This window comes from Streptococcus cuniculi (assembly GCF_004570575.1).
GTDB lineage: Bacteria > Bacillota > Bacilli > Lactobacillales > Streptococcaceae > Streptococcus > Streptococcus cuniculi_A.
In genome coordinates, this window is sequence record NZ_SPPD01000001.1 from 298,057 (window position 1) to 318,227 (window position 20,171).

At 43.4% G+C, this 20,171-nt stretch carries 20 protein-coding genes and 1 pseudogene; 15 read left to right on the top strand and 6 right to left on the bottom strand.

Going from position 1 to position 20,171, the window contains the following annotated elements:
• Window positions 1-102: 102 nt before the first annotated feature.
• From E4T82_RS01410 to proC, 4 genes are all read left to right on the top strand, one after another.
• Entirely contained in the window at window positions 103-2,565 is a 2,463-nt protein-coding gene (locus tag E4T82_RS01410; RefSeq protein WP_135181120.1) for a bifunctional DnaQ family exonuclease/ATP-dependent helicase, read from the top strand.
• A gap of 179 nt (window positions 2,566-2,744) precedes the next feature.
• The gene (proB, locus tag E4T82_RS01415; protein ID WP_135181121.1) at window positions 2,745-3,821 is read left to right on the top strand and encodes a glutamate 5-kinase; all 1,077 of its coding nucleotides are present in this window, start codon (window positions 2,745-2,747) and stop codon (window positions 3,819-3,821) included.
• A gap of 18 nt (window positions 3,822-3,839) precedes the next feature.
• Window positions 3,840-5,078 (top strand): glutamate-5-semialdehyde dehydrogenase, encoded by a 1,239-nt coding sequence (locus E4T82_RS01420; RefSeq protein ID WP_135181122.1) that lies wholly within the window; start codon window positions 3,840-3,842, stop codon window positions 5,076-5,078.
• A gap of 12 nt (window positions 5,079-5,090) precedes the next feature.
• The gene (gene proC / locus E4T82_RS01425) at window positions 5,091-5,873 is read left to right on the top strand and encodes a pyrroline-5-carboxylate reductase (protein ID WP_135181123.1); all 783 of its coding nucleotides are present in this window, start codon (window positions 5,091-5,093) and stop codon (window positions 5,871-5,873) included.
• Between the two features lie 1,140 nt (window positions 5,874-7,013).
• Here proC and E4T82_RS01435 read toward each other — a convergent pair.
• A pseudogene (locus tag E4T82_RS01435) lies at window positions 7,014-7,292 on the bottom strand (TetR/AcrR family transcriptional regulator); the annotation flags it as partial.
• Between the two features lie 207 nt (window positions 7,293-7,499).
• Here E4T82_RS01435 and E4T82_RS01440 point away from each other — a divergent pair.
• The 3 genes from E4T82_RS01440 to E4T82_RS01450 all read left to right on the top strand — a co-directional run bounded on the left by E4T82_RS01440 (window position 7,500) and on the right by E4T82_RS01450 (window position 9,148).
• The gene (locus E4T82_RS01440) at window positions 7,500-8,345 is read left to right on the top strand and encodes a DegV family protein (protein WP_135181125.1); all 846 of its coding nucleotides are present in this window, start codon (window positions 7,500-7,502) and stop codon (window positions 8,343-8,345) included.
• Window positions 8,346-8,414: 69 nt separating this feature from the next.
• Window positions 8,415-8,906, top strand: a complete 492-nt coding sequence (locus E4T82_RS01445) for a rhodanese-like domain-containing protein (RefSeq protein WP_135181126.1) — start codon at window positions 8,415-8,417, stop codon at window positions 8,904-8,906.
• 29 nt (window positions 8,907-8,935) lie between these two features.
• Entirely contained in the window at window positions 8,936-9,148 is a 213-nt protein-coding gene (locus E4T82_RS01450) for a hypothetical protein (protein ID WP_135181127.1), read from the top strand.
• Window positions 9,149-9,458: 310 nt separating this feature from the next.
• On the opposite strand, the gene E4T82_RS01455 is transcribed toward E4T82_RS01450, so the two are convergent.
• The 3 genes from E4T82_RS01455 to E4T82_RS01465 are packed head-to-tail and all read right to left on the bottom strand — an operon-like array spanning window position 9,459 to window position 11,864.
• Complete coding sequence (locus E4T82_RS01455) at window positions 9,459-10,724, bottom strand: PLP-dependent aminotransferase family protein (RefSeq protein ID WP_135181128.1); 1,266 nt, start codon at window positions 10,722-10,724, stop codon at window positions 9,459-9,461.
• Between the two features lie 56 nt (window positions 10,725-10,780).
• Window positions 10,781-11,431 (bottom strand): PAQR family membrane homeostasis protein TrhA, encoded by a 651-nt coding sequence (gene trhA / locus E4T82_RS01460; RefSeq protein WP_135181129.1) that lies wholly within the window; start codon window positions 11,429-11,431, stop codon window positions 10,781-10,783.
• Complete coding sequence (locus E4T82_RS01465) at window positions 11,415-11,864, bottom strand: DUF1836 domain-containing protein (protein WP_135181130.1); 450 nt, start codon at window positions 11,862-11,864, stop codon at window positions 11,415-11,417. The genes trhA and E4T82_RS01465 overlap by 17 nt, the downstream gene beginning before the upstream one ends.
• A gap of 360 nt (window positions 11,865-12,224) precedes the next feature.
• Here E4T82_RS01465 and E4T82_RS01470 point away from each other — a divergent pair, with 360 nt between their 5' ends.
• Window positions 12,225-12,815: a LemA family protein gene (locus tag E4T82_RS01470; RefSeq protein WP_167753531.1), complete on the top strand. Its 591-nt coding sequence runs from the start codon at window positions 12,225-12,227 to the stop codon at window positions 12,813-12,815.
• Window positions 12,816-12,996: 181 nt separating this feature from the next.
• Window positions 12,997-13,752 carry a peroxide stress protein YaaA gene (gene yaaA, locus E4T82_RS01475; RefSeq protein WP_135181131.1) on the top strand — a complete coding sequence of 252 codons (756 nt, stop codon included), beginning with the start codon at window positions 12,997-12,999 and terminating at the stop codon, window positions 13,750-13,752.
• Window positions 13,753-13,900: 148 nt separating this feature from the next.
• Here yaaA and E4T82_RS01480 read toward each other — a convergent pair whose 3' ends face one another.
• Complete coding sequence (locus E4T82_RS01480; protein ID WP_135181132.1) at window positions 13,901-14,446, bottom strand: NADPH-dependent FMN reductase; 546 nt, start codon at window positions 14,444-14,446, stop codon at window positions 13,901-13,903.
• A gap of 117 nt (window positions 14,447-14,563) precedes the next feature.
• Entirely contained in the window at window positions 14,564-15,007 is a 444-nt protein-coding gene (locus tag E4T82_RS01485; protein WP_167753532.1) for a MarR family winged helix-turn-helix transcriptional regulator, read from the bottom strand.
• Window positions 15,008-15,155: 148 nt separating this feature from the next.
• On the opposite strand from E4T82_RS01485, the gene E4T82_RS01490 reads away from it, so the two are divergent.
• From E4T82_RS01490 to E4T82_RS01515, 6 genes are all read left to right on the top strand, one after another.
• Complete coding sequence (locus tag E4T82_RS01490) at window positions 15,156-15,653, top strand: DUF5590 domain-containing protein (protein WP_228065011.1); 498 nt, start codon at window positions 15,156-15,158, stop codon at window positions 15,651-15,653.
• Window positions 15,650-16,828, top strand: coding sequence for a pyridoxal phosphate-dependent aminotransferase (locus tag E4T82_RS01495; protein ID WP_135181133.1), 1,179 nt, complete (start codon window positions 15,650-15,652; stop codon window positions 16,826-16,828). The genes E4T82_RS01490 and E4T82_RS01495 overlap by 4 nt, the downstream gene beginning before the upstream one ends.
• A gap of 33 nt (window positions 16,829-16,861) precedes the next feature.
• Complete coding sequence (gene asnS / locus E4T82_RS01500; protein ID WP_135181163.1) at window positions 16,862-18,208, top strand: asparagine--tRNA ligase; 1,347 nt, start codon at window positions 16,862-16,864, stop codon at window positions 18,206-18,208.
• 30 nt (window positions 18,209-18,238) lie between these two features.
• Window positions 18,239-18,535, top strand: a complete 297-nt coding sequence (locus E4T82_RS01505; RefSeq protein WP_135181134.1) for a hypothetical protein — start codon at window positions 18,239-18,241, stop codon at window positions 18,533-18,535.
• Window positions 18,536-18,720: 185 nt separating this feature from the next.
• Entirely contained in the window at window positions 18,721-19,908 is a 1,188-nt protein-coding gene (locus E4T82_RS01510; RefSeq protein ID WP_135181135.1) for an MFS transporter, read from the top strand.
• Window positions 19,909-19,958: 50 nt separating this feature from the next.
• On the top strand, window positions 19,959-20,165 hold the full coding sequence (locus E4T82_RS01515) for a hypothetical protein (RefSeq protein WP_135181136.1): 207 nt from the start codon (window positions 19,959-19,961) through the stop codon (window positions 20,163-20,165).
• Window positions 20,166-20,171: the final 6 nt, after the last annotated feature.

Here is a 20,171-nt window from a genome sequence, read left to right on the forward strand (position 1 = left end):
TCTAGTCTAGCAAAAAATGAGGCGCTTGTCTCTTTTGAAAATTGCAAGGACTGGTGGAAAGGTTAGAGCTTTTGATGGAAAATATGATATAATTTTACTGTTATGACAGAGAGAAAACAAGCAAATCGGTATGCGGTTGTAGACCTAGAAGCAACGAACAGCAGTAGTGATGCCAAAATTATCCAGATTGGAATTGTGATTGTGGAGGCAGGGCAGTTTGTCGAAACCTACGCAACAGATATCAATCCTTACGAGAAATTGGACTATCATATCCGCGAATTGACCGGCATTACCGACCAGCAATTGGCAGTAGCCCCTGATTTTGGTCAGGTGGCAAAAGAAATTTATGACTTATTAGAGGGGACCATTTTTGTAGCCCACAATGTGTCTTTTGATGCCAATTTATTGGCAGAAGCGCTCTTTTTTGAAGGCTATGATTTACACACACCGCGAGTTGATACGGTCGAATTGGCACAGCTATTTTTCCCGACCTTGGACAAATATAGTCTGAGCAATCTTGCAAAGGAGTTGGACCTTGAGTTGGAGCAGGCCCATACGGCTATCGCAGATGCGACGGCTACGGCCCACCTGTTGTTGAAAATCCAAGAGAAAATTCAGCAATTGCCCAAGCAGACTGTAGAACATATCCTTGACTTTGCGGATCATCTGCTCTACGAATCTCGCTTGGTCATTGATGAGCTATACCCTACTTTGTCAGATTATTTGCCCGAACATCTGGTATTAGTAGGTGGTCTTTGTTTGAAGAAACCAGCTGTGCTACAAGCACCTTATCGTCTATCAAAAGATTTTGCGACCAATCTCACTCTTTTAGGGCTGGATGAGCGACCGCAACAGCTGGCCTTTGCCCAAATCATGGAAAAACGCCTGCAAGACGAGAATGCTCGTGTGCATTTCATTCAGGCGCAGGCAGGAATCGGCAAGACCTATGGCTACTTGCTTCCGGCCTTAGCCTATAGTGACCAGCCTATTCTTGCGGTCGTTCCGACCAAGGTCTTGCAGCAGCAGATTATGGAAAATGAAGGGAAAAGGCTGTCAGAGGTCTTTCATACGGGCCTAGCTAGCATCAAGTCCCCTCGCCATTATCTCAAGCTGGATACCTTTTGGCAGACCTTGGAGCGGCAGGATGAGAATCGGCTTTTAAATCGTTACAAAATGCACCTCTTGGTCTGGCTTTGTGAGACGGAGACAGGAGACTTGGATGAGCTTAAGCAACAGCGCTATCAAGCTTATTTCGATGAGCTACAGCATGACGGCAACTGGAATGAGCAATCCTTGTTTGGAGAGTGGGATTTTTGGTATAGGGTGCAAGAGGCTGCTCGCTCAAGTCATGTCACTTTGACCAACCATGCTTACTTTTTGGAGCATGTATCAGATACTCCTTGGATGCAGGAGCGGCTCTTGATGATCGATGAAGCGCAAAAATTGGTCCTCGCAGCAGAAGAATATGCCAGCCAGGAATTGTCGATTTCAGACTGTGAAGCCCTGCTCCAGAGCAAGTTGGACAGAACTAGTCAGCTTCTTGAAAAACGCTTATTAGAAGCCTGTTCTTTTGAGTTACGTCATCTTTTAGAACAGTTCCGAGCGACTGGCAAGCGAGAATTAACAGCAGAAGACCTAGAAGCTCTCAGACAAAATTTGGAAGAGCTGGGCGACAGTGATTTTCAAGATTGGTTATGGTTGCTAGGACAGAAGCGGGAGTTTTGGCTGGAAGAGCGCAGGGGAGATGAGAAGCGCTTGAGCTTCCTAAGAGCCAGTCAGGAAGATGTACTTGATGTGGCTAATCTGTTGCCAAATAGTAAAATATGCTGTATCAGTGCCACTCTTGAGATTAGTAAAAAGGTGAATGTGGCTGATTTACTGGGGTTTAAAGAGATGACCTTTGATAGACTTTCCAGTCAGCAGGTAGAGAATCAATTGATTGTGTATCCTCGAACATTACCTGATTTGGTCGCCTTAAACAAGGAAGAACATGCGGCATTCATAGCTCAGCAGATTCAGGACTTGTTAGTGCTCGGTAGACCGATATTAGTTTTACTGACCTCGATTAACCTGCTCTTGGAATTGTCGAAAATCTTGGAAGAGGCTGAGGTTCCTCATCTGGCTCAGCATCGCCATGGTCTTGAGATGCCACTGAAACGCCGATTTGATAAAGGTGAAGTGTCTGTTTTGTTAGGGACAGGGGCTTTCTGGGAGGGGGTAGACTTTGCCAGTCAACCGCAAATGATTCAGCTGATTCCCCGTCTACCGTTTGAAAATCCTCAAGATCGTTTTGTCCGCAAGGTGAATCGACATCTGAAAGTAGAGCAGAAAAATCCCTTTTATGACTATCATCTGCCGATGATGATGTTGAAGTTGAAGCAAGCTATTGGACGAAGTAATCGCTTAGCACATCAGCAATCCTGTGTGGTTCTCTTGGACAATCGTTTGATTGATAAGCAGTATGGTCAGCAGATTAAGACATTCCTCAAGACAGAATACCAGTTAGAAAGCCTTGAGCCAGAACGTCTAGTAGAGCGAATGGAGCAATTTTTAGAAGAAAGGTAAGAAGGCTGGGGAAATCCCTAGCTTTCTTACATTGCTCAGTTTTGGGGTAGATTTTCCTCCATTTACACTTTCCTTCCGATTCTTGTCAGAATCTCCTTGCTTACATAGTAGAATTGGTGGTTAAAATGAAGGAAGTATGCTATACTTTTCCTTATCTAGTTAGGAAATGAGAAGCAGGTATGAAGGATAAGTTAATCGTATTTAAGGTGGGGACTAGCTCGCTCACGCAGGAAAATGGTCGTTTGGATCGCATCAAGATTGCCCGTATTACCAATCAATTGGCCCAGCTACACCAGCAGGGCTACCAGTTGGTTTTAGTGACGTCAGGTTCGATTGCGGCTGGTTTTCGCCGTTTGGGGTTTGATAAGCGGCCGACCAAGATTGCTGAAAAGCAGGCTAGTGCTGCGGTGGGGCAGGGACTCTTGATTGAGGAGTACACCCAAAATCTCATGAAAGACGGGATTGTATCGGCTCAGGTTCTGTTAACTCAGGATGATTTTGCGGATGCGCGGCGCTATCAGAATGCTTCCCAAGCCTTGCAGGTCTTGTTGCATCAAAATGCCATTCCCATCATCAATGAAAATGATACGATTGCCATTGAGGAAATCAAGGTAGGAGACAATGATACCTTGTCTGCCCAAGTTGCATCGCTTCTAAAAGCAGATTTGCTGGTGTTGTTGACAGATGTGGACGGTCTTTATACAGCCAATCCCAATACAGACCCTAAAGCCCAACATCTGGAAGAGATTGCAGAGATTAGTGACGAATTATTTGCCATAGCAGCTGGAGCAGGGTCTTCCAATGGAACAGGCGGTATGACGACAAAATTACAGGCAGCGCAGATTGCCACCAAATCAGGCGTACCAGTCTTTATCTGTTCATCTAAAGAAGACACGGCCATCTTACAAGCAGTCACTCAACGTAACAAAGGAACTCTCTTCCTTGCAGATAGACAGGCCATGAACCAGCGCAAGCAATGGCTGGCCTTCTATGCACGGACGGAAGCCTCTGTTGAGATTGATAGAGGAGCAGCAGAAGCCATGCTGAACAAGGGGCGTAGCCTACTGGTTGCGGGTATCAAAGCAACTGAAGGGAATTTCCAGTCGGGTGATATTGTATCTGTCTACAGTCAAGAGACGCACCGCATGATTGGAAAAGGTCGGGTCAAGCTCTCCTCAGAAGAATTGAAGCAGAAACTCTCCACTGAAAAAGCAGAGGGTATCTTTATTCACCGCAATGACTGGGTCAGCCTATAGAAAGGACGGATAGATGTTATGAGTACAACACAAGCCTTATTAGATAGTCTTTTAGCGTATAAGTCGGCTATTAACTTGGCAAGTACAGAGCAAAAAAATGCGGCACTTGTGGCGATGGCAGACCAGCTTGAAGCAGATTGTGAGCAGATTTTACAAGCAAATAGTCGGGATATGGAGCAGGCTCAAGGCGCTATCGCTCCAGTTATGCAGGACAGACTGTTTTTAACAGTAGAGCGGGTCAAAGCTATGGCAGACGGGATTCGGGCCTTGATTGCTCTTCCAGACCCGGTCGGTCTAGTTTTTGATGACTATCAGGCGGAAAACGGTCTTCGGATTCAGAAAACATCCATTCCCTTTGGTATCATTGGAATGATTTATGAAAGTCGTCCTAATGCGACTTCTGATGCTGCGGCGCTTGCCATCAAGAGTGGAAATGCGGTTATTTTGCGTGGCGGAAAAGAAGCCTTTCATTCTAGCAAAGCCATTGTTACCTCCTTGAAGGCAGGTTTGGTCAAAGCAGGTATTGCGCCAGAAGTGATTGAATTAGTGCAGGACACCAGCCGAGCTTCAGCTCAGGAACTGATGACGGCAAAAGGAAAGATTGATTTGCTGGTGCCACGGGGTGGTGCAGGTTTGATTCAAGCGGTAGTTGAGCAAGCAACGGTGCCTGTCATTGAAACAGGAACGGGGATTTGCCATATCTATGTGGATCAAGCTGCGGATTTGGAAAAGGCACTTGCGATTGTTATCAATGCCAAAACCAGTCGCCCATCTGTGTGCAATTCCGCAGAAGTGCTCCTCGTTCATCAGGACATAGCAGCTCAATTCTTGCCCCTGATCGAAGAGAAGCTCGCGGGGCAAGTCGAATTGCGAGCAGATGAAAAAGCCCTTACTTATTTGAAGCAGGCGCAACCAGCAGGGCCAGACGATTTTGACACGGAATTTTTAGACTATATCCTAGCGGTGAAAGTGGTGGAGCATGTTGCAGAAGCAGCAGCGCATATTGCGGCGCATTCAACAGGTCATAGCGAAGCCATCGTGACAGAAAGTGCGGATACGGCAGCCTATTTCACCCAAATGGTTGACTCAGCAGCTATCTATGTCAATGCTTCAACCCGTTTTACAGACGGGGGTGAATTTGGTCTAGGTTGCGAACTGGGGATTTCTACTCAGAAAATGCATGCACGTGGTCCAATGGGCTTGCGTGAGATGACCACCTACAAGTATATTGTTACAGGTACGGGGCAGGTACGTTAGAAAGGAGGGCTTATGAAAGTTGGATTTATCGGTCTCGGCAATATGGGGTCGTCGATTGCTCTTGCAGTTGCCAAGGTAGCAGGAGTAGAAGTGCTCCTTAGTCATCACCATCAGGATCGCGCCGCAGCTGTACAGGAACAAACAGGCGGGCGTATCCTCTCAAACAGTGACATCGTTCAAGAAGCAGATGTCATCTTTTTAGGGGTCAAACCGCATCTCCTTGCTCCTCTTTTAGAAAGTCTGGGAGGAGTGGCACTGCAACGCTCTTCTACTGTTTGGATTTCCATGGCGGCTGGTATCAGCCTAGAGCAGCTGACTCAATATTTGCCAGCTAGCCAAGTTGTTCGAATCATGCCCAATACTCCTGTTTCGATTGGTCAAGGAATGACAACCTATGCTCTGACCAATCCTGAATTGACGGATGTGACCGAGCAACTCCTATCCCAATCAGGACAGGTCAAACGAGTAGATGAAAAGCAGATGGACGCTGCAACAGCTCTTGCAGGATGTGGGCCAGCCTTTGTCTATCAATGGATTGAAGCCATGATGGATGCAGGAGTCGCGCATGGCTTGAGTGCTGATGATGCTAAGGAACTCGCTGCCCAAACTCTTCTCGGTTCAGCCCAGATGATCTTAGAAAGCAGCAAACACCCCGCCCAGTTGAGACAGGAAGTCACCTCACCAGGAGGATCCACCATTGCAGGAGTTGTCAAACTCGAAAAAGAGGGCTTTCGCTATGCCATTATGGCAGCCATAAAAGCAGCCATTAAACGGACTAGACAATTAGGGAAATAAAAGAAATGAAAAGGGATATCGTTTATAAAAGATTTTTACTAATTAGTTAAAAAGATTTAAATATATGGATGCTGAATCGATTCCCTATCAAGTAGATAGTAAAATATAGTGGTATAACCTGACCTCTAAATGCTTATAGAAGTTAGGTTATACTCATTTAGTTTATCTTTTATTACTTCGGGGACTGAGGAAACTTCGTTTCCTTATTTCCAACTTCCAATAATCCACTGGATTATTGGAACTCGCTTTGCCGTACTCTAGTACAGCCTGCAGCTCGTTGCCTAGTACTAAAAGTAAACTAAACAACTGTATTTTTGTTTTTCAGATGGTAGGTAGCAGTATTAGGAAGCTAGAGGCTGGGCAAAATGTCCAGCCTCTTTTGGCAAATGTATACTCTTTAAAAATTAAAAGGATACTTTGTCAACTCGCCTTGGTGAGTGAAAATCTCCAGTGGAGGTTTTCAGCCTGTTCCCTTAAAACCGAAAGGAACAGTTGAGGAAAGTTAAAACGTTTCTTATTTCCAACTTGAAATAGTTATCAACTATTTCAACTACCTTCGCCTTCAAGGGGGCTAGCTTTGCTAGCACTATTTCCCACCTCAAAAGGTATACTACACCTTTTGAGCTACTCTACTTTTGATTTTTATTGAGGTGAAATAAAAACAAATTCAGTGGTTGATTGACAGGATGTCCGCTGTATAAGCTCCAAAGATGATCTAATCAACTGTGCGGGGTGGGACTAAAATAATCCAGTGGATTATTTTAGCCCGAGCCCAGAAATACGAAAGCGAGGACTAAAAAATCGATTTCTTCGAAACCACGACTGCGTTCTACTCCCTACTCAGAAATGTTGAGATGTTGGGGTCAAAATGTAAGTATGGAACTACCGTCCACGTCACCTAAGAAAAGTAGCATAAAGAGAACTTTTTCTTCAATCTGAAACAGCCTAGTAGATTGTTTTTGGAAAAGCAAGACAATAGGCTGGGCAATGCCCAGCCTATTTAGCTTATCATTGATTCAATTGATTGGTCTTATCCTTAATCCACTGGCTAATATTGGAGAAGGTCTTGGTGTCTTCGACCTTATCTTTTTGCTGCTGGATAAAGTCTGAAAAACTCTGCTGAATCCCGTCTTCGTGGACCTTCTTTTGCAATTGATGCCACTTGTCCATGAGATTCTGAGAAGTTCTGGCATAAGCCAATTCTAAAATTTCTTCTTTTGATTTATAATTGCGGTAAAAGGCATTGCGAGAAACACCTGCTTTTTTGACCAATTCTGAAATCGAGATTTGTCGCATGTCCTTTTTTTCCAACAAAAAAAGCAGAGCCGTTTCAATGGATTCACGGGTTAGTTGATTGCTTTCTTTATTGGATTGGGCTAAATTTCTTAAGGATTTAGGGGAAATTGTCCGTTTTTTCATATCGTTTCTCTCCTCGCGTAACATGAAACTCCTAGAGCGAGAAAGCAGGGCTCGCTAAGTCAGTAGAGGCAGTTCTATAGTTGCTGTGACAGCCGAAAGAAAATGCTTTCACTTCGCCTTATTTCATGATATAATTGTAAAGTAAGATAGTTTGCTTGTCAAATAAAAATCTTAGCCTCACTACTTATATAGAATGGAAATACATTTATGGCTAAATGGAAAATCGTCGCAGATTCAGGCTGTGATTACAAAACACTAGCGAATCTCGCGTCAGATACCCTATTTGAAATTGTTCCCTTAACCGTTCGCATTGCAGATCAAACCTTCCTCGATGATGGAAAACTCGACATCGACCACATGATGGACGTAATGTATGCTTCATCAGCAGCGGCAGGTTCTGCCTGTCCAAGTCCGCAAGCCTACGAAGCGGCGTATCAAGGTGCTGAAAATGTAATTGTGCTAACCTTGACCGGTTCCTTGTCTGGTAGTTACAATAGTGCCCGTGTCGCAAAAGACATGTTTTTAGAAGAATACCCTGCGGTCAAGATTCATTTGATTGATAGCCTTTCTGCGGGTGGAGAAATGGATTTACTGGTCGGTGAAATCAACCGCTTGATTATGGCAGGCCTAGACTATGATGCCTTGGTAGAGGCCATCACGGAGTACCAAAAAAAGACCAAGTTGCTCTTTGTCCTTGCTAAGGTCAATAATTTGGTCAAAAACGGGCGTTTGAGTAAGCTGGTTGGAGCAGTTGTTGGCCTGTTGAATATCCGCATGGTGGGCGAAGCAAGTAGCGAAGGCAAGCTTGAGTTACTTCAAAAAGCACGTGGTCATAAAAAGTCTGTTTCAACAGCCTTTGAAGAAATTCTCAAAGCAGGTTATAAGGGTGGAAGAATCGTGATTGCCCATCGCAACAATGACAAGTTCTGCCAGCAATTCTCGGAAATGGTCCGAAATATGTACCCAGAGGCCCTCATTGAAGCCCTTCCAACTTCTGGACTTTGTAGCTTTTATGCAGAAGAAAACGGCCTCTTGATGGGATACGAAATTTAATGACAATGAAAAAAGGCTAGTAACTTCGGTTCATTGCCTTTTTTTATACGTTATCAGAATGGGGAAGGAATGAAAAAATCAAGGATGATCCTGCTTGTACTGGTACTTGTTGCTGGTTTTGTAGGATTTCAGCAGATGAAACCAAGCTCCCAGCCTGAGGAGAAGAGAATGCCTCGGCGACCTTTGGTTGGAGTTGAGCCCAACATCAAGTGGTCCGAGGCTAGTCAGGATGCACAGACCTATCAGATTCGTTTTGATCAGGTGGAGGCTGCTGTCAAAAGCGGTGCTAAGTGTTATGACGTGCGCTCTTTTATCGAATACCAGCTCGGTCATGTGGAGATTGCAGAGCATTATCCGTTGACGACCCTAGGCAAGCAGGAATTTCCAACCTTGGTGCACGATGTGCCGATTTATCTCTATGGTTCAGATAGTGTCTCGTCCGCGCAGGCGGCCCAACTCTTGCGTGATGAGGGCTTTCAATATGTCTATGACTTGGGAAGTGTAGACCAGATAAAGGCGATTGGTGCGACCATTCAGGAGTGGTGGTCATTTGGCGGATAAGATTAAGGGGATTACATTAAGGCCCATTGATGAGGATCATTTTTCAGGCTTGTATTGCGTTGACGGTGAGCGTTTCAGAGGAGGATGTTGTAGATCATTTGCTCGCAGAAGCTTGGCACTATCGTGGTTACGTGGAAGCCTTTGTCATTAATCATCATGGCCAGTTCATTGGCTTTGTGTCTCTTTATATTCACAAGGAACATTCGGAAATCATCAACTTTTTGATTGATGATGCGTTTTAAGGGCAGAGCTATGGCAGCCAATCTACCAACGTTCGATGCAGTATTTGCAAGAAAGGCATCAGGCAAAACGCATTTCACTCCCTGTTCATATCAAGAATGAGAAGGCCAAGGCATTTTGGACCAAGCAAGGTTTTCGACCGTCTAACAACAGTGAAGATTCCTATTTGTTTATGAGGTATGCCCCTTTGGGGACGATAGTCAAATGAATGAACTTTCAGACAAGGAACGGAAGTTCATTCATTTGACTATAAAAAGTTATGATTGCAAAGCTAGGAAAGCAGGAGAGATACACAATCAGCTAGGCAGATGCCTAGCTGATTGTTAGTTCTTCAAGTAGTTGTCGGAGATGTTGCGCAAACTCCTTGCTATAAGGGAGTTGGAGATAGTCATGGGCTAAACCTGCAATGATTTGTCCGTCTGTTATTCCATGTTTGAGGCGGGCTGTTATCCTGCCCTTTGGTAGCTGAATGGTCAGCATTTCGTGAGCGATGTGGTAGGGATAGGTGAGGTGAGTGTCAGCGATCATCTCTTTCATGTCGGCATCGTGTGTCTGTTTTAACTGGTGTAGGTGGCGCGTGTTGCGGGCAAACATGCCATTATCAACATAGAGCGATAAGGCCTTTTGCATGATGAGATTGGTATCGTAGTCAATCAGGCTCTTATGCTGTAAAAAGGTTTCTCGCAACTGCCTAGGTAATACAATGCCTCCCAAACGTAGGGCTGGAAAAAGGGTCGGTGTAAAGGACTTGATATAGATGACACGGTCGTGGCTATCAAGATAGTGAAGTGGTAAGGTCTTTGCAGGATCAAAATCTGCCAGATAATCATCCTCAATCACATAGACATTGTACTGTTCAGCTAGTTGGACAATAGCCTGCTGGGTGTCACGATTATAAGTCGTTCCTAAGGGATTGTGGAGGCGGGGAATGGTATAGAAATATTTTATTTTCCGACTTTTAAAGATCTGCTCTAATTGGGTTACGTCAATCCCGTCCAAGGTCCGTTCAATGGTCTGAAAGGGGAGTGCCTGTTGTTCCAAGAGGTTTCTCATCCGATAGTAGGTCGGCTCTTCGATCAAGATTTCTTCTTTATCGTTAGACAACTGCATCTGAGTTAGGATATAGAGAGCCTGCTGGCTTCCTGCTGTAATGACGAGCTGGTCTTTTTTAGCATAAACATGATAATCCATCAGAAGCGTGTGGAGAGAGTCAATCAATTCTTCCAAGCCTTCCTGTTGATGGTAATAATTAAAAAGATAATTTTCTCGCCCAATCAGACTTTCATGAACGCAGGTCCGAAAATCCTCGTAGGGTAGCTGCAAGAAATCTTCTGGATTGAGTGAGACAGTTGTGTCTTGAAAATCTTGATCTTCTAAGATATAGTAGCCACTTTTTTCTACCGCATAAATTCGATTTTGGTATTTCAGCTCAAGCATGGCCTTTTGAACGGTATCCTTGCTGCACTGATACTGCTCACTCAAGCTACGAATGGAGGGCAATTTTTGTCCTCGTTTAAAGCGGTGTTCCTTGATTCCTGTAAGAATATCTTCAATAATGCGTTGGTATTTACTGGTCATATCTGTCCCCCTACAGACTAGTATAGCGTCTTTTGAATTTAGAGACAAGTCTTAGATTAGACCATATAAAAGACAATGGCTAGATACTGTAAGAGACTGGCGAGTATGATAAACAAGTGCCAAATCATATGGAAGTAGGGCTTTTTCTTAGCGTAGAATATAGCGCCGATACTGTAGGCAATCCCGCCTGCCAGCATGAGAAACCAGAAGGCAGGTTTCGTTTGACTGACCACCTGTGGTAGAATCAGCACTACTAACCAGCCCATGATGAGATAGAGGGCGAGGCTGAAGCGCTCGTTGACCTTTCTGGCAAAAATTTTATAGAGAATACCAAAAATCGTCGTCGCCCATTGAATGACGAGAAGCAGATAGCCCAGCCAGTTGGGCATGAGGGTCAACAGCACAGGAGTGTAGCTACCTGCTATGGCAATGTAAATCATACTATGGTCAATGATTCGTAAAATATACTTATGAGTTGAACCATAAGCCATAGAATGGTAAATGGTCGAGGAGAGGAACATGAGAAAGAGGCTGATGATGAAAATCGAGACCCCGATCGCTTGCACCAAGCCAGTCTGTTCATAGCTATAAATGGCAGAAATAGGGAGCAACAGTAGCATGAAAAAGGCGCTGACAGCATGGGTGACGGCATTGCCCACCTCTTCGCCAAATGAAAGTTGGAGGGATAGTTTAAAGCTCTGATTCATGAGGTTCTCCTTTCAGTTCTGGAATGAGGGCAAGTGTCCCTTGGTAAAAGTGAATGGTCTGACAAGCCTTTTGCAAAATAGGCGGGTGCTCCGCCGTTTCATTACCTGAAAAGCAAGCAACAAAGGCATTGTAGAGCTCAGGAGCCTCGTACGTCTCCTTTAAGACATCGATGATGTCCTTTATCTCTGCAATCGGAAAAATCGGCTTACAGATACTGAGAATAATGAGACGTGCCAGATGAGTACGGCTGTATTTTTTCTTGATAGGCTTTGGAAGATAGCCATGTTTGACATAATTGTTGACCATTGAAGCAGTGATAGGCTTTTCACGACTGCCTAACACGGGCTTCGTCTGTTGATTGACATAGAGCAAGACCTGATCCAGATACAATTCTAAATCGGGAAGCTGCTGCCATTTTGGTATGCGATTCATTATCTACTCCTTATCATATAGTTATAATAACTAGATGATATCATTTTGTAAATAAAAAAGCAAGGAAAGAGTAAAAAGTGGGCTATAAGGCTGATATTTGTTTAGGGAGAATTGCTATGTTTCCTTGAGTAAAAATGTTAATTTATAGAAGCGTATATCAATTGAATTTTATGATTTATTTTGGTATGATAGATGAGTAGTTGTGCTAGTAACTATAAAGCATATTTCATTTAAGAAGAAGTATGAATGAGGATATTGAGATTAGGTTAGAAAGAAATGATGAAAAATAAAAATATTTTACTTGAATTGCTAAAAGGAATTGGTCTAGTTATTTTATCAACATTGTTGTGACTTATCATTATGTCTATTGCTGTGCCAACGGAAAACGGTGCTGTCTATGAGCCGTTTCCAGGATTTATTTTGGTGGCAGGCCTATTGACAAGTCTGTGTATGTCCTTAATCATGCAATACAACCATGTTCGCCGTACTGAGCAATCTGTTAAATCGAGTAAGAGTCAGATTCAAATTGTTGAGGAAAGAAATGAAGCCCTTTTAGATAAAGCCACTCGTTTTGTGGAGAAACATCAAAAAATTGAAAAAGAGTCAGTGATTGACCTGAATAAATCAGTATCTAAAGTTAAGAAATTCGAAGAAAAAACTGTAATGAAGTCGTCTAAAATTGAGACTTCTGAAGAATTTGGGCAGTTTCTCCGTGAGATGCCTGAGTTATTAGCAAATAAAAATGTTGAACGTTTACTTGATGAAATTTTTGAGACAGAAAATGTATTAGCCCAATGGAAAATGCATTATAATAATCTCGTAGAGGAATACAATTCGTCTATCCACCAATTTCCACTTGCACCCATTTCAAAACTGATTGGTTTAAAAGAAATGGAATTTTATAGACGGAAAGTAGATGTTGAGTTGACAGACGAAATGCTTGGACTATAGGTTTTTCTAAAAATGTAAATTCTCTTTATTTAGATATAGTCTGTATTATTTTACAAAGGCAAGTTAGAAATAGCTTGCCTTTTATCATGGAATACTTGGATTGAAGGCTTCATCAGCTAGACCATGAAAAATTGCGGCAAGTTGACTAGTGAATATTATTTGAAAGTGGTATAATCATACTATGAAAATCATCCTTCCAAATGCAAAAGAATTAAATACGAATTTAGAGAATCAGCCCTTTGTTCCCTTGTCTGAAAAAAGCAGAGCAGTGTTAGGAGCCTTGCAGCAGCTGTCGGTGACAGACTTGGCGGGTTTCTACAAATTGAAAGAAGATCGGGCAGAGCTGGAAGCTGACCGTTGGTACCGCATTGCCCACCAGCAAGCCAAATCCTATCCTGCTTGGACCCTCTATGACGGTCTTATGTACCGTTATATGAAGCGCAGGGATTTGACAGACGCAGAGCAGGCTTACTTAGAACGCCATGCCTTGATTGCGACCAGCTTTTATGGCTTGATCTCACCCTTCACCTTGATTTCCCCGCATCGTTTAGATTTCCAAGGACAACTCAAGGTTGAGGGGCAGTCGCTCAAACAATTTTGGCGGGCGCAGTACGATGAGGAGCTAGCAGATGAGGGCTTGATTATCTCTTTAGCTTCGTCCGAATTTGAGCAGGTCTTTTCGCCTACCATTCAAAAGCGAATGGTGCAGATTGTCTTTATGGAGGACAAGAAGGGCCAGCTCAAGATTCATTCGACTATTTCCAAGAAAGGGCGGGGTCGCCTCGTGTCACTTATGGCAGCAAAGAATGTTCAGACCCTTGATGAGATTCGCTCGCTAACCTTTGACGGCTTTGCTTATCGGGCGGATTTATCTGAAGCTACCATCCTCGTTTTTGTCCGAAAACAGGGGGAGATTGAAGAAATCAAAAGAAAGTAGTCCGTTCACTCTTTCAAGAGTTTTTACAGAAGGTTCTTGGAAGAGTTGCATTTCAAACAGAAAAAGCGAACAAACTGGAATTCTGAGTGTCAGAAAACGTATTTATTCGCTTTTTATCTTGAGGCTGAACTTCTGTTTCAGCCCTTTTTTATTGAATTGCTGCAAGAAGGGCAGCGGCTTGTTTTTCTAATTGTGCAGCTGTTTCTTCGGAAAGAACGAATTGACCAGTTCCCCATGCTTCTGGATTGATTGGTGAAGCTGTAAAATCACCAACGACTTGTGTGCGGATAAATTGAAGAAGGGCATGGTAGGCTGCAAAGAGTGGCTCATGTCCGCCGTTCGCAGCAGCAGATACAGTAATCAATTTATCTTGGAGGATAGAAGGTCCTTTTGGATTTGACAAGTCAAGCGCACGGCTGAGCCAGTCAAGAATATTTTTTACTGGACCAGGAATGCCATAGTTGTAAACTGGTGAGAAAATCCAGATAGCATCTGCTTGGTCAACAGCCTCACGAGCAGCAGCAACTGCAGGAAGAACAGGTGTTTCAAGGTCTTGGTTGAAAACAGGAACTTGGCTATAGTCCAAGTACGTCACATTTGCTTTTCCTTTGAGCAATTCTTCGGCTTGTTTTGCCATTTGGTGGTTGAATGAACCGTCACGTAGTGAACCAACTAAAAATAATACATTTGCCATTGAGATAGCCTCCTTTTAAAAGTGTAAAATGTGCTTTCGTTGATGGGTGAATCAGTCTATCACAAAAGCGATGAGTATAGAATAACAAAATTATCACTAATTAGCAATAATTTTGTTTCATCTTTTGAATTTTTTTAAAATTGCATTGAGTGTTTCTTGCTCTTCAAGGCTGAGTACACCAAAAATATGCCCGATATTATCATAATGTTCGGGGAGAATGGCCTCGATTGTCTTGCGACCAAAATCAGTCAGGTGAATCCGAGACGCTCGTTTATCATGACAATCGGGTACTTTGGTGATATAACCGTCTCGAATCATATTTTTAATCACGACCGTCATATTGCCAGACGTGCTGAGGAGCTTGTCAATCAATTCCTGAATGCGGAGGTCACCTTTATTGTAAAGAGCTTCTAGAACTCCGAATTGCCCCATGGTCAAGTTGTACTTTTTCATGGTTTCGATTTCTTGTTTGTAAATCGTATCAGAGGCGCGGTGGAGAATGACCAGGCTGCGCAGGGCTTCTTGATTCTTTTCTAAGGCTTTTTGTACATTTTCTATCATAGGAATAGTGTAGCAAGAATTGGGTAGAACTGCAAGAAGAAGCGCTTTGCGTTTTTTGGGGAGAAATAGGGGAGGGTGTTGAAAAAATTGGTATAAATTGCCAGAAAAAATGGCATTCTGCACCAATATATAGTATAATAATTCTATTATGGCAAAAAAGAGAAATCGCACCAGTAAATCCAGTATGACGCTTGGCAAGCAATCCCTCATCGGAGTATTTGTCCTTGTATCTGTTATTGTTTTTTCAATCTTGTATATTTTGGAAGTGTCAGCGCGTCCTTTTTTACAGGGACAAGAGCAGGCAGAGCAGGTGGCAACCCAGTATGCAGGCGTGACCTCTATTTCTAAGGTCGCTCGCTACAATGGGGAGAAGAGCTATTATAGTGTGGCTGGAAAAAATCAGGCAGACGAAGACGTATTGGTCTTGATACTAGAAGAATCGTCGGAAATTCTTGTTTATAAGGTGGCAGAAGGGATTTCTCAAGAAGAGGCAAAAACCATTGCCACAGAAAATGGGGCTGGAGAGATTTCAAAAGTGACCTTTGGCTACTTTAAAAATCAGCCGATTTGGGAAGTGAAATCTGGTCAGACCTACTATGCCATTGCGTTTGATGATGGGACGTTGCTCAGCAAGGAGGGAATATGAAGCTATCAAAACGAGTGCTTGAAATGGAAGAAAGTGTGACCTTGGCTGCGGGAGCGCGTGCTAAGGAGCTAAAGGCACAAGGAAAGGATATTTTATCCTTGACTTTAGGGGAGCCTGACTTTACCACTCCAGCAAATATCCAAGAAGCAGCTATCCGCTCGATTAAAGACGGTCGTGCTAGTTTTTACACGGTTGCGAGTGGTCTTCCAGAGTTGAAAGCAGCGATTAGCCAGTATTTTGAGAAATTTTACGGATATGCAGTCGCTCCTAATCAGGTGACAGTCGCAACGGGAGCCAAATTCTCCCTCTATACCTTTTTCATGAGTGTTATCAATCCACTTGATGAGGTCATCATTCCAACTCCTTACTGGGTCAGCTACGCAGACCAAATCAAAATGGCAGAAGGCGTGCCAGTCTTTGTTCAGGCGACTGAAGTAAATGACTTTAAGGTAACGGTGGAGCAACTTGAAGCAGCGCGAACAGACAAGACCAAGGTCTTGGTGCTCAATTCACCGTCTAATCCAACGGGCATGATTTACAGTAAGGACGAGCTCCTTGCGATTGGAAATTGGGCTGTTGCGCATGATATTCTGATTTTGGCAGATGATATTTATGGGCGTCTGGTCTATAATGGTCATCGCTTTACACCGATTTCTAGTCTGTCAGAAGCGATTCGGAAGCAGACGGTGGTGATCAACGGGGTATCCAAAACCTATGCCATGACGGGGTGGCGGATTGGCTATGCCGTGGGTGAGGCAGAGATTATTGCTGCTATGAGTAAGATTGCAGGCCAAACAACGTCCAATCCGACAGCAGCTGCCCAATATGCGGCGATTGAAGCGCTTAGCGGTGAGCAAGATACCGTTGAGCATATGCGGCAGGCTTTCGAGGAACGGCTCAATACCATCTATCCCTTGCTTGCTCAAGTACCAGGATTTGAAGTGGTCAAACCGCAAGGAGCCTTCTATCTCTTCCCAAATGTCAAAAAAGCCATGGAAATGAAAGGCTTTACGGATGTGACCGAATTTACCACAGCGATTTTGGAAGAAGTAGGTGTTGCCTTAGTGACAGGAGCAGGATTTGGTGCACCAGAAAATGTCCGTCTCAGCTATGCCACAGACCTTGGCACCCTTAAAGAAGCCGTCAGACGCCTAAAAACCTTTATGGAAGGGTAGAACTAAAAAATAAAAATGAAGAAGAGAGAAATGATGACGAAAGATTTAGTAGCGATTATTGATGTCAAAGACCATGTTGGAGAAAAAGTGACGATTGGTGCTTGGGTTGCCAATAAATCAGGAAAAGGAAAACTAGCCTTCTTGCAACTCCGTGATGGCACCGCCTTTTTCCAAGCCGTTGCCTTTAAACCGAAATTTATCGAAACCTTTGGTGAGGAAGAAGGGGTAGCTAAGTTTGATACTGTGAAACGACTCAGCCAGGAAACTTCTGTTCTTGTGACAGGAATTGTCAAGGAAGATGAGCGTTCAAAATTCGGCTATGAGCTAGATATTACTGACCTTGAAGTGGTTGGAGAGTCAAAAGATTATCCGATTACGCCAAAAGAACACGGAACGGATTTCCTCATGGACAACCGCCATTTGTGGTTGCGCTCTCGTAAGCAAATGGCCATTATGCAAATCCGCAATGCGATCATCTATGCAACCTATGAGTTCTTTGACAAAAATGGCTTTATCAAGTTTGATAGCCCAATCTTGTCTGGAAATGCCGCAGAGGACTCAACAGAACTCTTTGAAACCGACTACTTTGGCACACCTGCCTACTTGAGTCAATCGGGTCAGCTGTATTTGGAAGCAGGAGCAATGGCTCTTGGACGCGTCTTTGACTTTGGTCCGGTTTTTCGGGCAGAAAAATCCAAAACCCGCCGTCACTTGACTGAGTTTTGGATGATGGATGCGGAGTATTCATTCCTTTCGCATGAAGAATCACTTGATTTGCAAGAAGCCTATGTCAAGGCACTTATCCAAGGTGTTCTAGATCGTGCACCGCAGGCGCTTGAAACCTTGGAACGTGATACGGACCTCTTGAAGAAATACATTGCAGAACCCTTCAAACATGTCTCTTATGATGATGCAATTAGTCTGTTACAAGAGCATGAAGCAGATGAAGATACAGACTATGAGCACATAGAGCATGGAGATGACTTTGGTTCTCCGCATGAAACATGGATTTCAAACTACTTTGGTGTACCGACCTTTGTGGTCAACTACCCAGCCAGCTTCAAGGCTTTCTATATGAAACCAGTTCCCGGTAATCCAGATCGTGTTCTTTGTGCGGATCTTCTTGCGCCAGAAGGCTACGGAGAAATCATCGGAGGCTCTGTCCGTGAGGATGACTATGATGCCCTTGTTGCTAAAATGGATGCCCTTGAAATGGACAAGTCAGAGTACGAATTCTACCTTGACCTCCGTAAGTACGGCTCTGTTCCTCACGCAGGTTTTGGGATTGGTGTCGAGCGTATGGTGACCTTTGTTGCTGGAACCAAGCATATCCGTGAAGCTATTCCATTCCCACGGATGTTGCACCGCATTAAACCGTAATCACTAAAACAGAAGAGAAGGAGATAGGATATGTCATCTATTAGACTGACGCGTGATACGGGCATGTATGCTATTGCTAGTGCAGTACATGTTTATATCAATGGAGAAAAAGTTGGCAAGCTAGCTTCAAAAGAGAGCCAAACATTTGAGATTCAAGAATCGGAAGTCAGCGTACAAGTTTCTTTTTGGGGCGGGAAAAAGTCCAATCCCGTCATCGTAAAAGCAGGTCAAGAATGGCTGGTGAAACGCAGGATAGGCAATATTTTATTGTCAACAGGTTTGGGATATTTCTTTTTCCCAACCTTGCAATTAGTTGAAAAAGACTGATAAAGGCGCCGATGTGCGCTTTTTCTGTTACAATGTAAAGATTTTAAACGTACGTAAGGAGACCGTTTGACATACATTTGATCGGTGAATATGGCAGGAATACTAGTTTTTAGCCTTATTTTCAAGTTTTCCTTGCTCAAGGAGAAAAGGTGTGCTATAATTTACGTGATTTTTAGGAGGTTATGATGATAGTACCGAGTTATCGGAAGAATATTGGTGTTCTTTATGTCGTTGAGTTTTTCTCCTTTTTTGGAATTACGACTTTTTGGGTTTTGTTTTTAAGTCAAAATGGTATGACTTTACTTGAAATTGGCTTATTAGAGAGTATTTTTCATGGCACCAGTCTCTTGTCTGAGATTCCGTCAGGAATGCTTGCCGACCGTTTTTCCTATAAGTCCAATCTCTTGGTGGGACGAATGGCTGCAATTGTGTCCTGTATTCTGATGATTTGTGGGCAGGGACATTTTTGGATTTATGCGCTTGCCATGATGGTGAATGCCTGGGCCTATAATTTTGATTCGGGAACCAGTAGTGCCATGCTCTATGATTCAGCTGTCCATGCAGGCTTGAAAGACCGATATTTGGCCTTCTCTAGTGTGATTTCAGGAGTAGCAGAGGCCACTATGTCTTTGGGGGCTGTCTTGGCAGGATTTTTTGTTCATGGGCAGTTGGAAGTGACCTATTACATCATGATTGGCTATTCCTTGTGCGCCATGATCTTGATTAGTCTTCTTAAAGAACCTGATAGTAAGTCTGTGACAGAGGAGAAAATTACCCTGTCTAGCATTGTTCAGACAGTTGTAAAGGAATTCAAGACCAATCCTGCTCTGCTCTTGTGGCTCTTGATTGGACAGATTTTTTGCGCTACCATATGCATGTTTTATTTCTATTACCAAAATCAGTTGCCAACCTTAAGCAGTTGGCAAATCGCTGCCTTGATGTTAGTTGGAACTGGCTTCAATATTGGAGCGGCTTATCTCGCTAGTCAATTGGGAAAGAAATGGTCTTCATTCCAGCTATTTCCTTGGATTGTAGGATTGACGGGGCTGCTCTACGGGACTTCGATATTGAATCAAGCCAATATCCATATGCTGATTTATCTATTAACCAATGCCCTTTATGCTCTTTATATGCCGATTGTTTCGAATGATATTCAGAGCTATCTACCCAATTCCGTCCGAGCAACGATGCTGAGCGTTAACGCTATGTTTTTCAGTCTAAGTATGATTTTGCTCTTTCCGCTGACAGGCTGGATGATTGATAAACTAGGCTTTACACCGACATTTTTAACAATCGGCAGTTTTTTGTGTATCTCTTCATTTATTCTTGCCTTTTTCCTAGGCAAAGTTCAAAGAATGCTCCAGAAAAGCTAAAATATTCTCTGTTTTTTACAAATGGTTATATTAATAGGTCGGAACACTTTATGAAAGTCTATAATCATTCTAGTACAGAGTTTGTCTGTGACTTCATCGGTTCTATCAATAAACTCAGCTATGAAACCCTGACGCAGTTGCAGGGTGCAAGTAATTTCTTTTTCCCAACCTTGCAATTAGTTGAAAAGACAGCTCAAAGTAGGCTGTCTTTTCTTATATGTAGTATCCTCGCTTTTTCGTTTCTAGGCTTGGGCTAAACTAAT

Coding starts and splice junctions, on each gene's coding strand:
- E4T82_RS01410 (WP_135181120.1), top strand. CDS start 103: ATGACAGAGAGAAAACAAGCAAATCGGTATGCGGTTGTAGACCTAGAA.
- proB (WP_135181121.1), top strand. CDS start 2,745: ATGAAGGATAAGTTAATCGTATTTAAGGTGGGGACTAGCTCGCTCACG.
- E4T82_RS01420 (WP_135181122.1), top strand. CDS start 3,840: ATGAGTACAACACAAGCCTTATTAGATAGTCTTTTAGCGTATAAGTCG.
- proC (WP_135181123.1), top strand. CDS start 5,091: ATGAAAGTTGGATTTATCGGTCTCGGCAATATGGGGTCGTCGATTGCT.
- E4T82_RS01440 (WP_135181125.1), top strand. CDS start 7,500: ATGGCTAAATGGAAAATCGTCGCAGATTCAGGCTGTGATTACAAAACA.
- E4T82_RS01445 (WP_135181126.1), top strand. CDS start 8,415: ATGAAAAAATCAAGGATGATCCTGCTTGTACTGGTACTTGTTGCTGGT.
- E4T82_RS01450 (WP_135181127.1), top strand. CDS start 8,936: ATGAGGATCATTTTTCAGGCTTGTATTGCGTTGACGGTGAGCGTTTCA.
- E4T82_RS01455 (WP_135181128.1), bottom strand. CDS start 10,724: ATGACCAGTAAATACCAACGCATTATTGAAGATATTCTTACAGGAATC.
- trhA (WP_135181129.1), bottom strand. CDS start 11,431: ATGAATCAGAGCTTTAAACTATCCCTCCAACTTTCATTTGGCGAAGAG.
- E4T82_RS01465 (WP_135181130.1), bottom strand. CDS start 11,864: ATGAATCGCATACCAAAATGGCAGCAGCTTCCCGATTTAGAATTGTAT.
- E4T82_RS01470 (WP_167753531.1), top strand. CDS start 12,225: ATGTCTATTGCTGTGCCAACGGAAAACGGTGCTGTCTATGAGCCGTTT.
- yaaA (WP_135181131.1), top strand. CDS start 12,997: ATGAAAATCATCCTTCCAAATGCAAAAGAATTAAATACGAATTTAGAG.
- E4T82_RS01480 (WP_135181132.1), bottom strand. CDS start 14,446: ATGGCAAATGTATTATTTTTAGTTGGTTCACTACGTGACGGTTCATTC.
- E4T82_RS01485 (WP_167753532.1), bottom strand. CDS start 15,007: ATGATAGAAAATGTACAAAAAGCCTTAGAAAAGAATCAAGAAGCCCTG.
- E4T82_RS01490 (WP_228065011.1), top strand. CDS start 15,156: ATGGCAAAAAAGAGAAATCGCACCAGTAAATCCAGTATGACGCTTGGC.
- E4T82_RS01495 (WP_135181133.1), top strand. CDS start 15,650: ATGAAGCTATCAAAACGAGTGCTTGAAATGGAAGAAAGTGTGACCTTG.
- asnS (WP_135181163.1), top strand. CDS start 16,862: ATGACGAAAGATTTAGTAGCGATTATTGATGTCAAAGACCATGTTGGA.
- E4T82_RS01505 (WP_135181134.1), top strand. CDS start 18,239: ATGTCATCTATTAGACTGACGCGTGATACGGGCATGTATGCTATTGCT.
- E4T82_RS01510 (WP_135181135.1), top strand. CDS start 18,721: ATGATAGTACCGAGTTATCGGAAGAATATTGGTGTTCTTTATGTCGTT.
- E4T82_RS01515 (WP_135181136.1), top strand. CDS start 19,959: ATGAAAGTCTATAATCATTCTAGTACAGAGTTTGTCTGTGACTTCATC.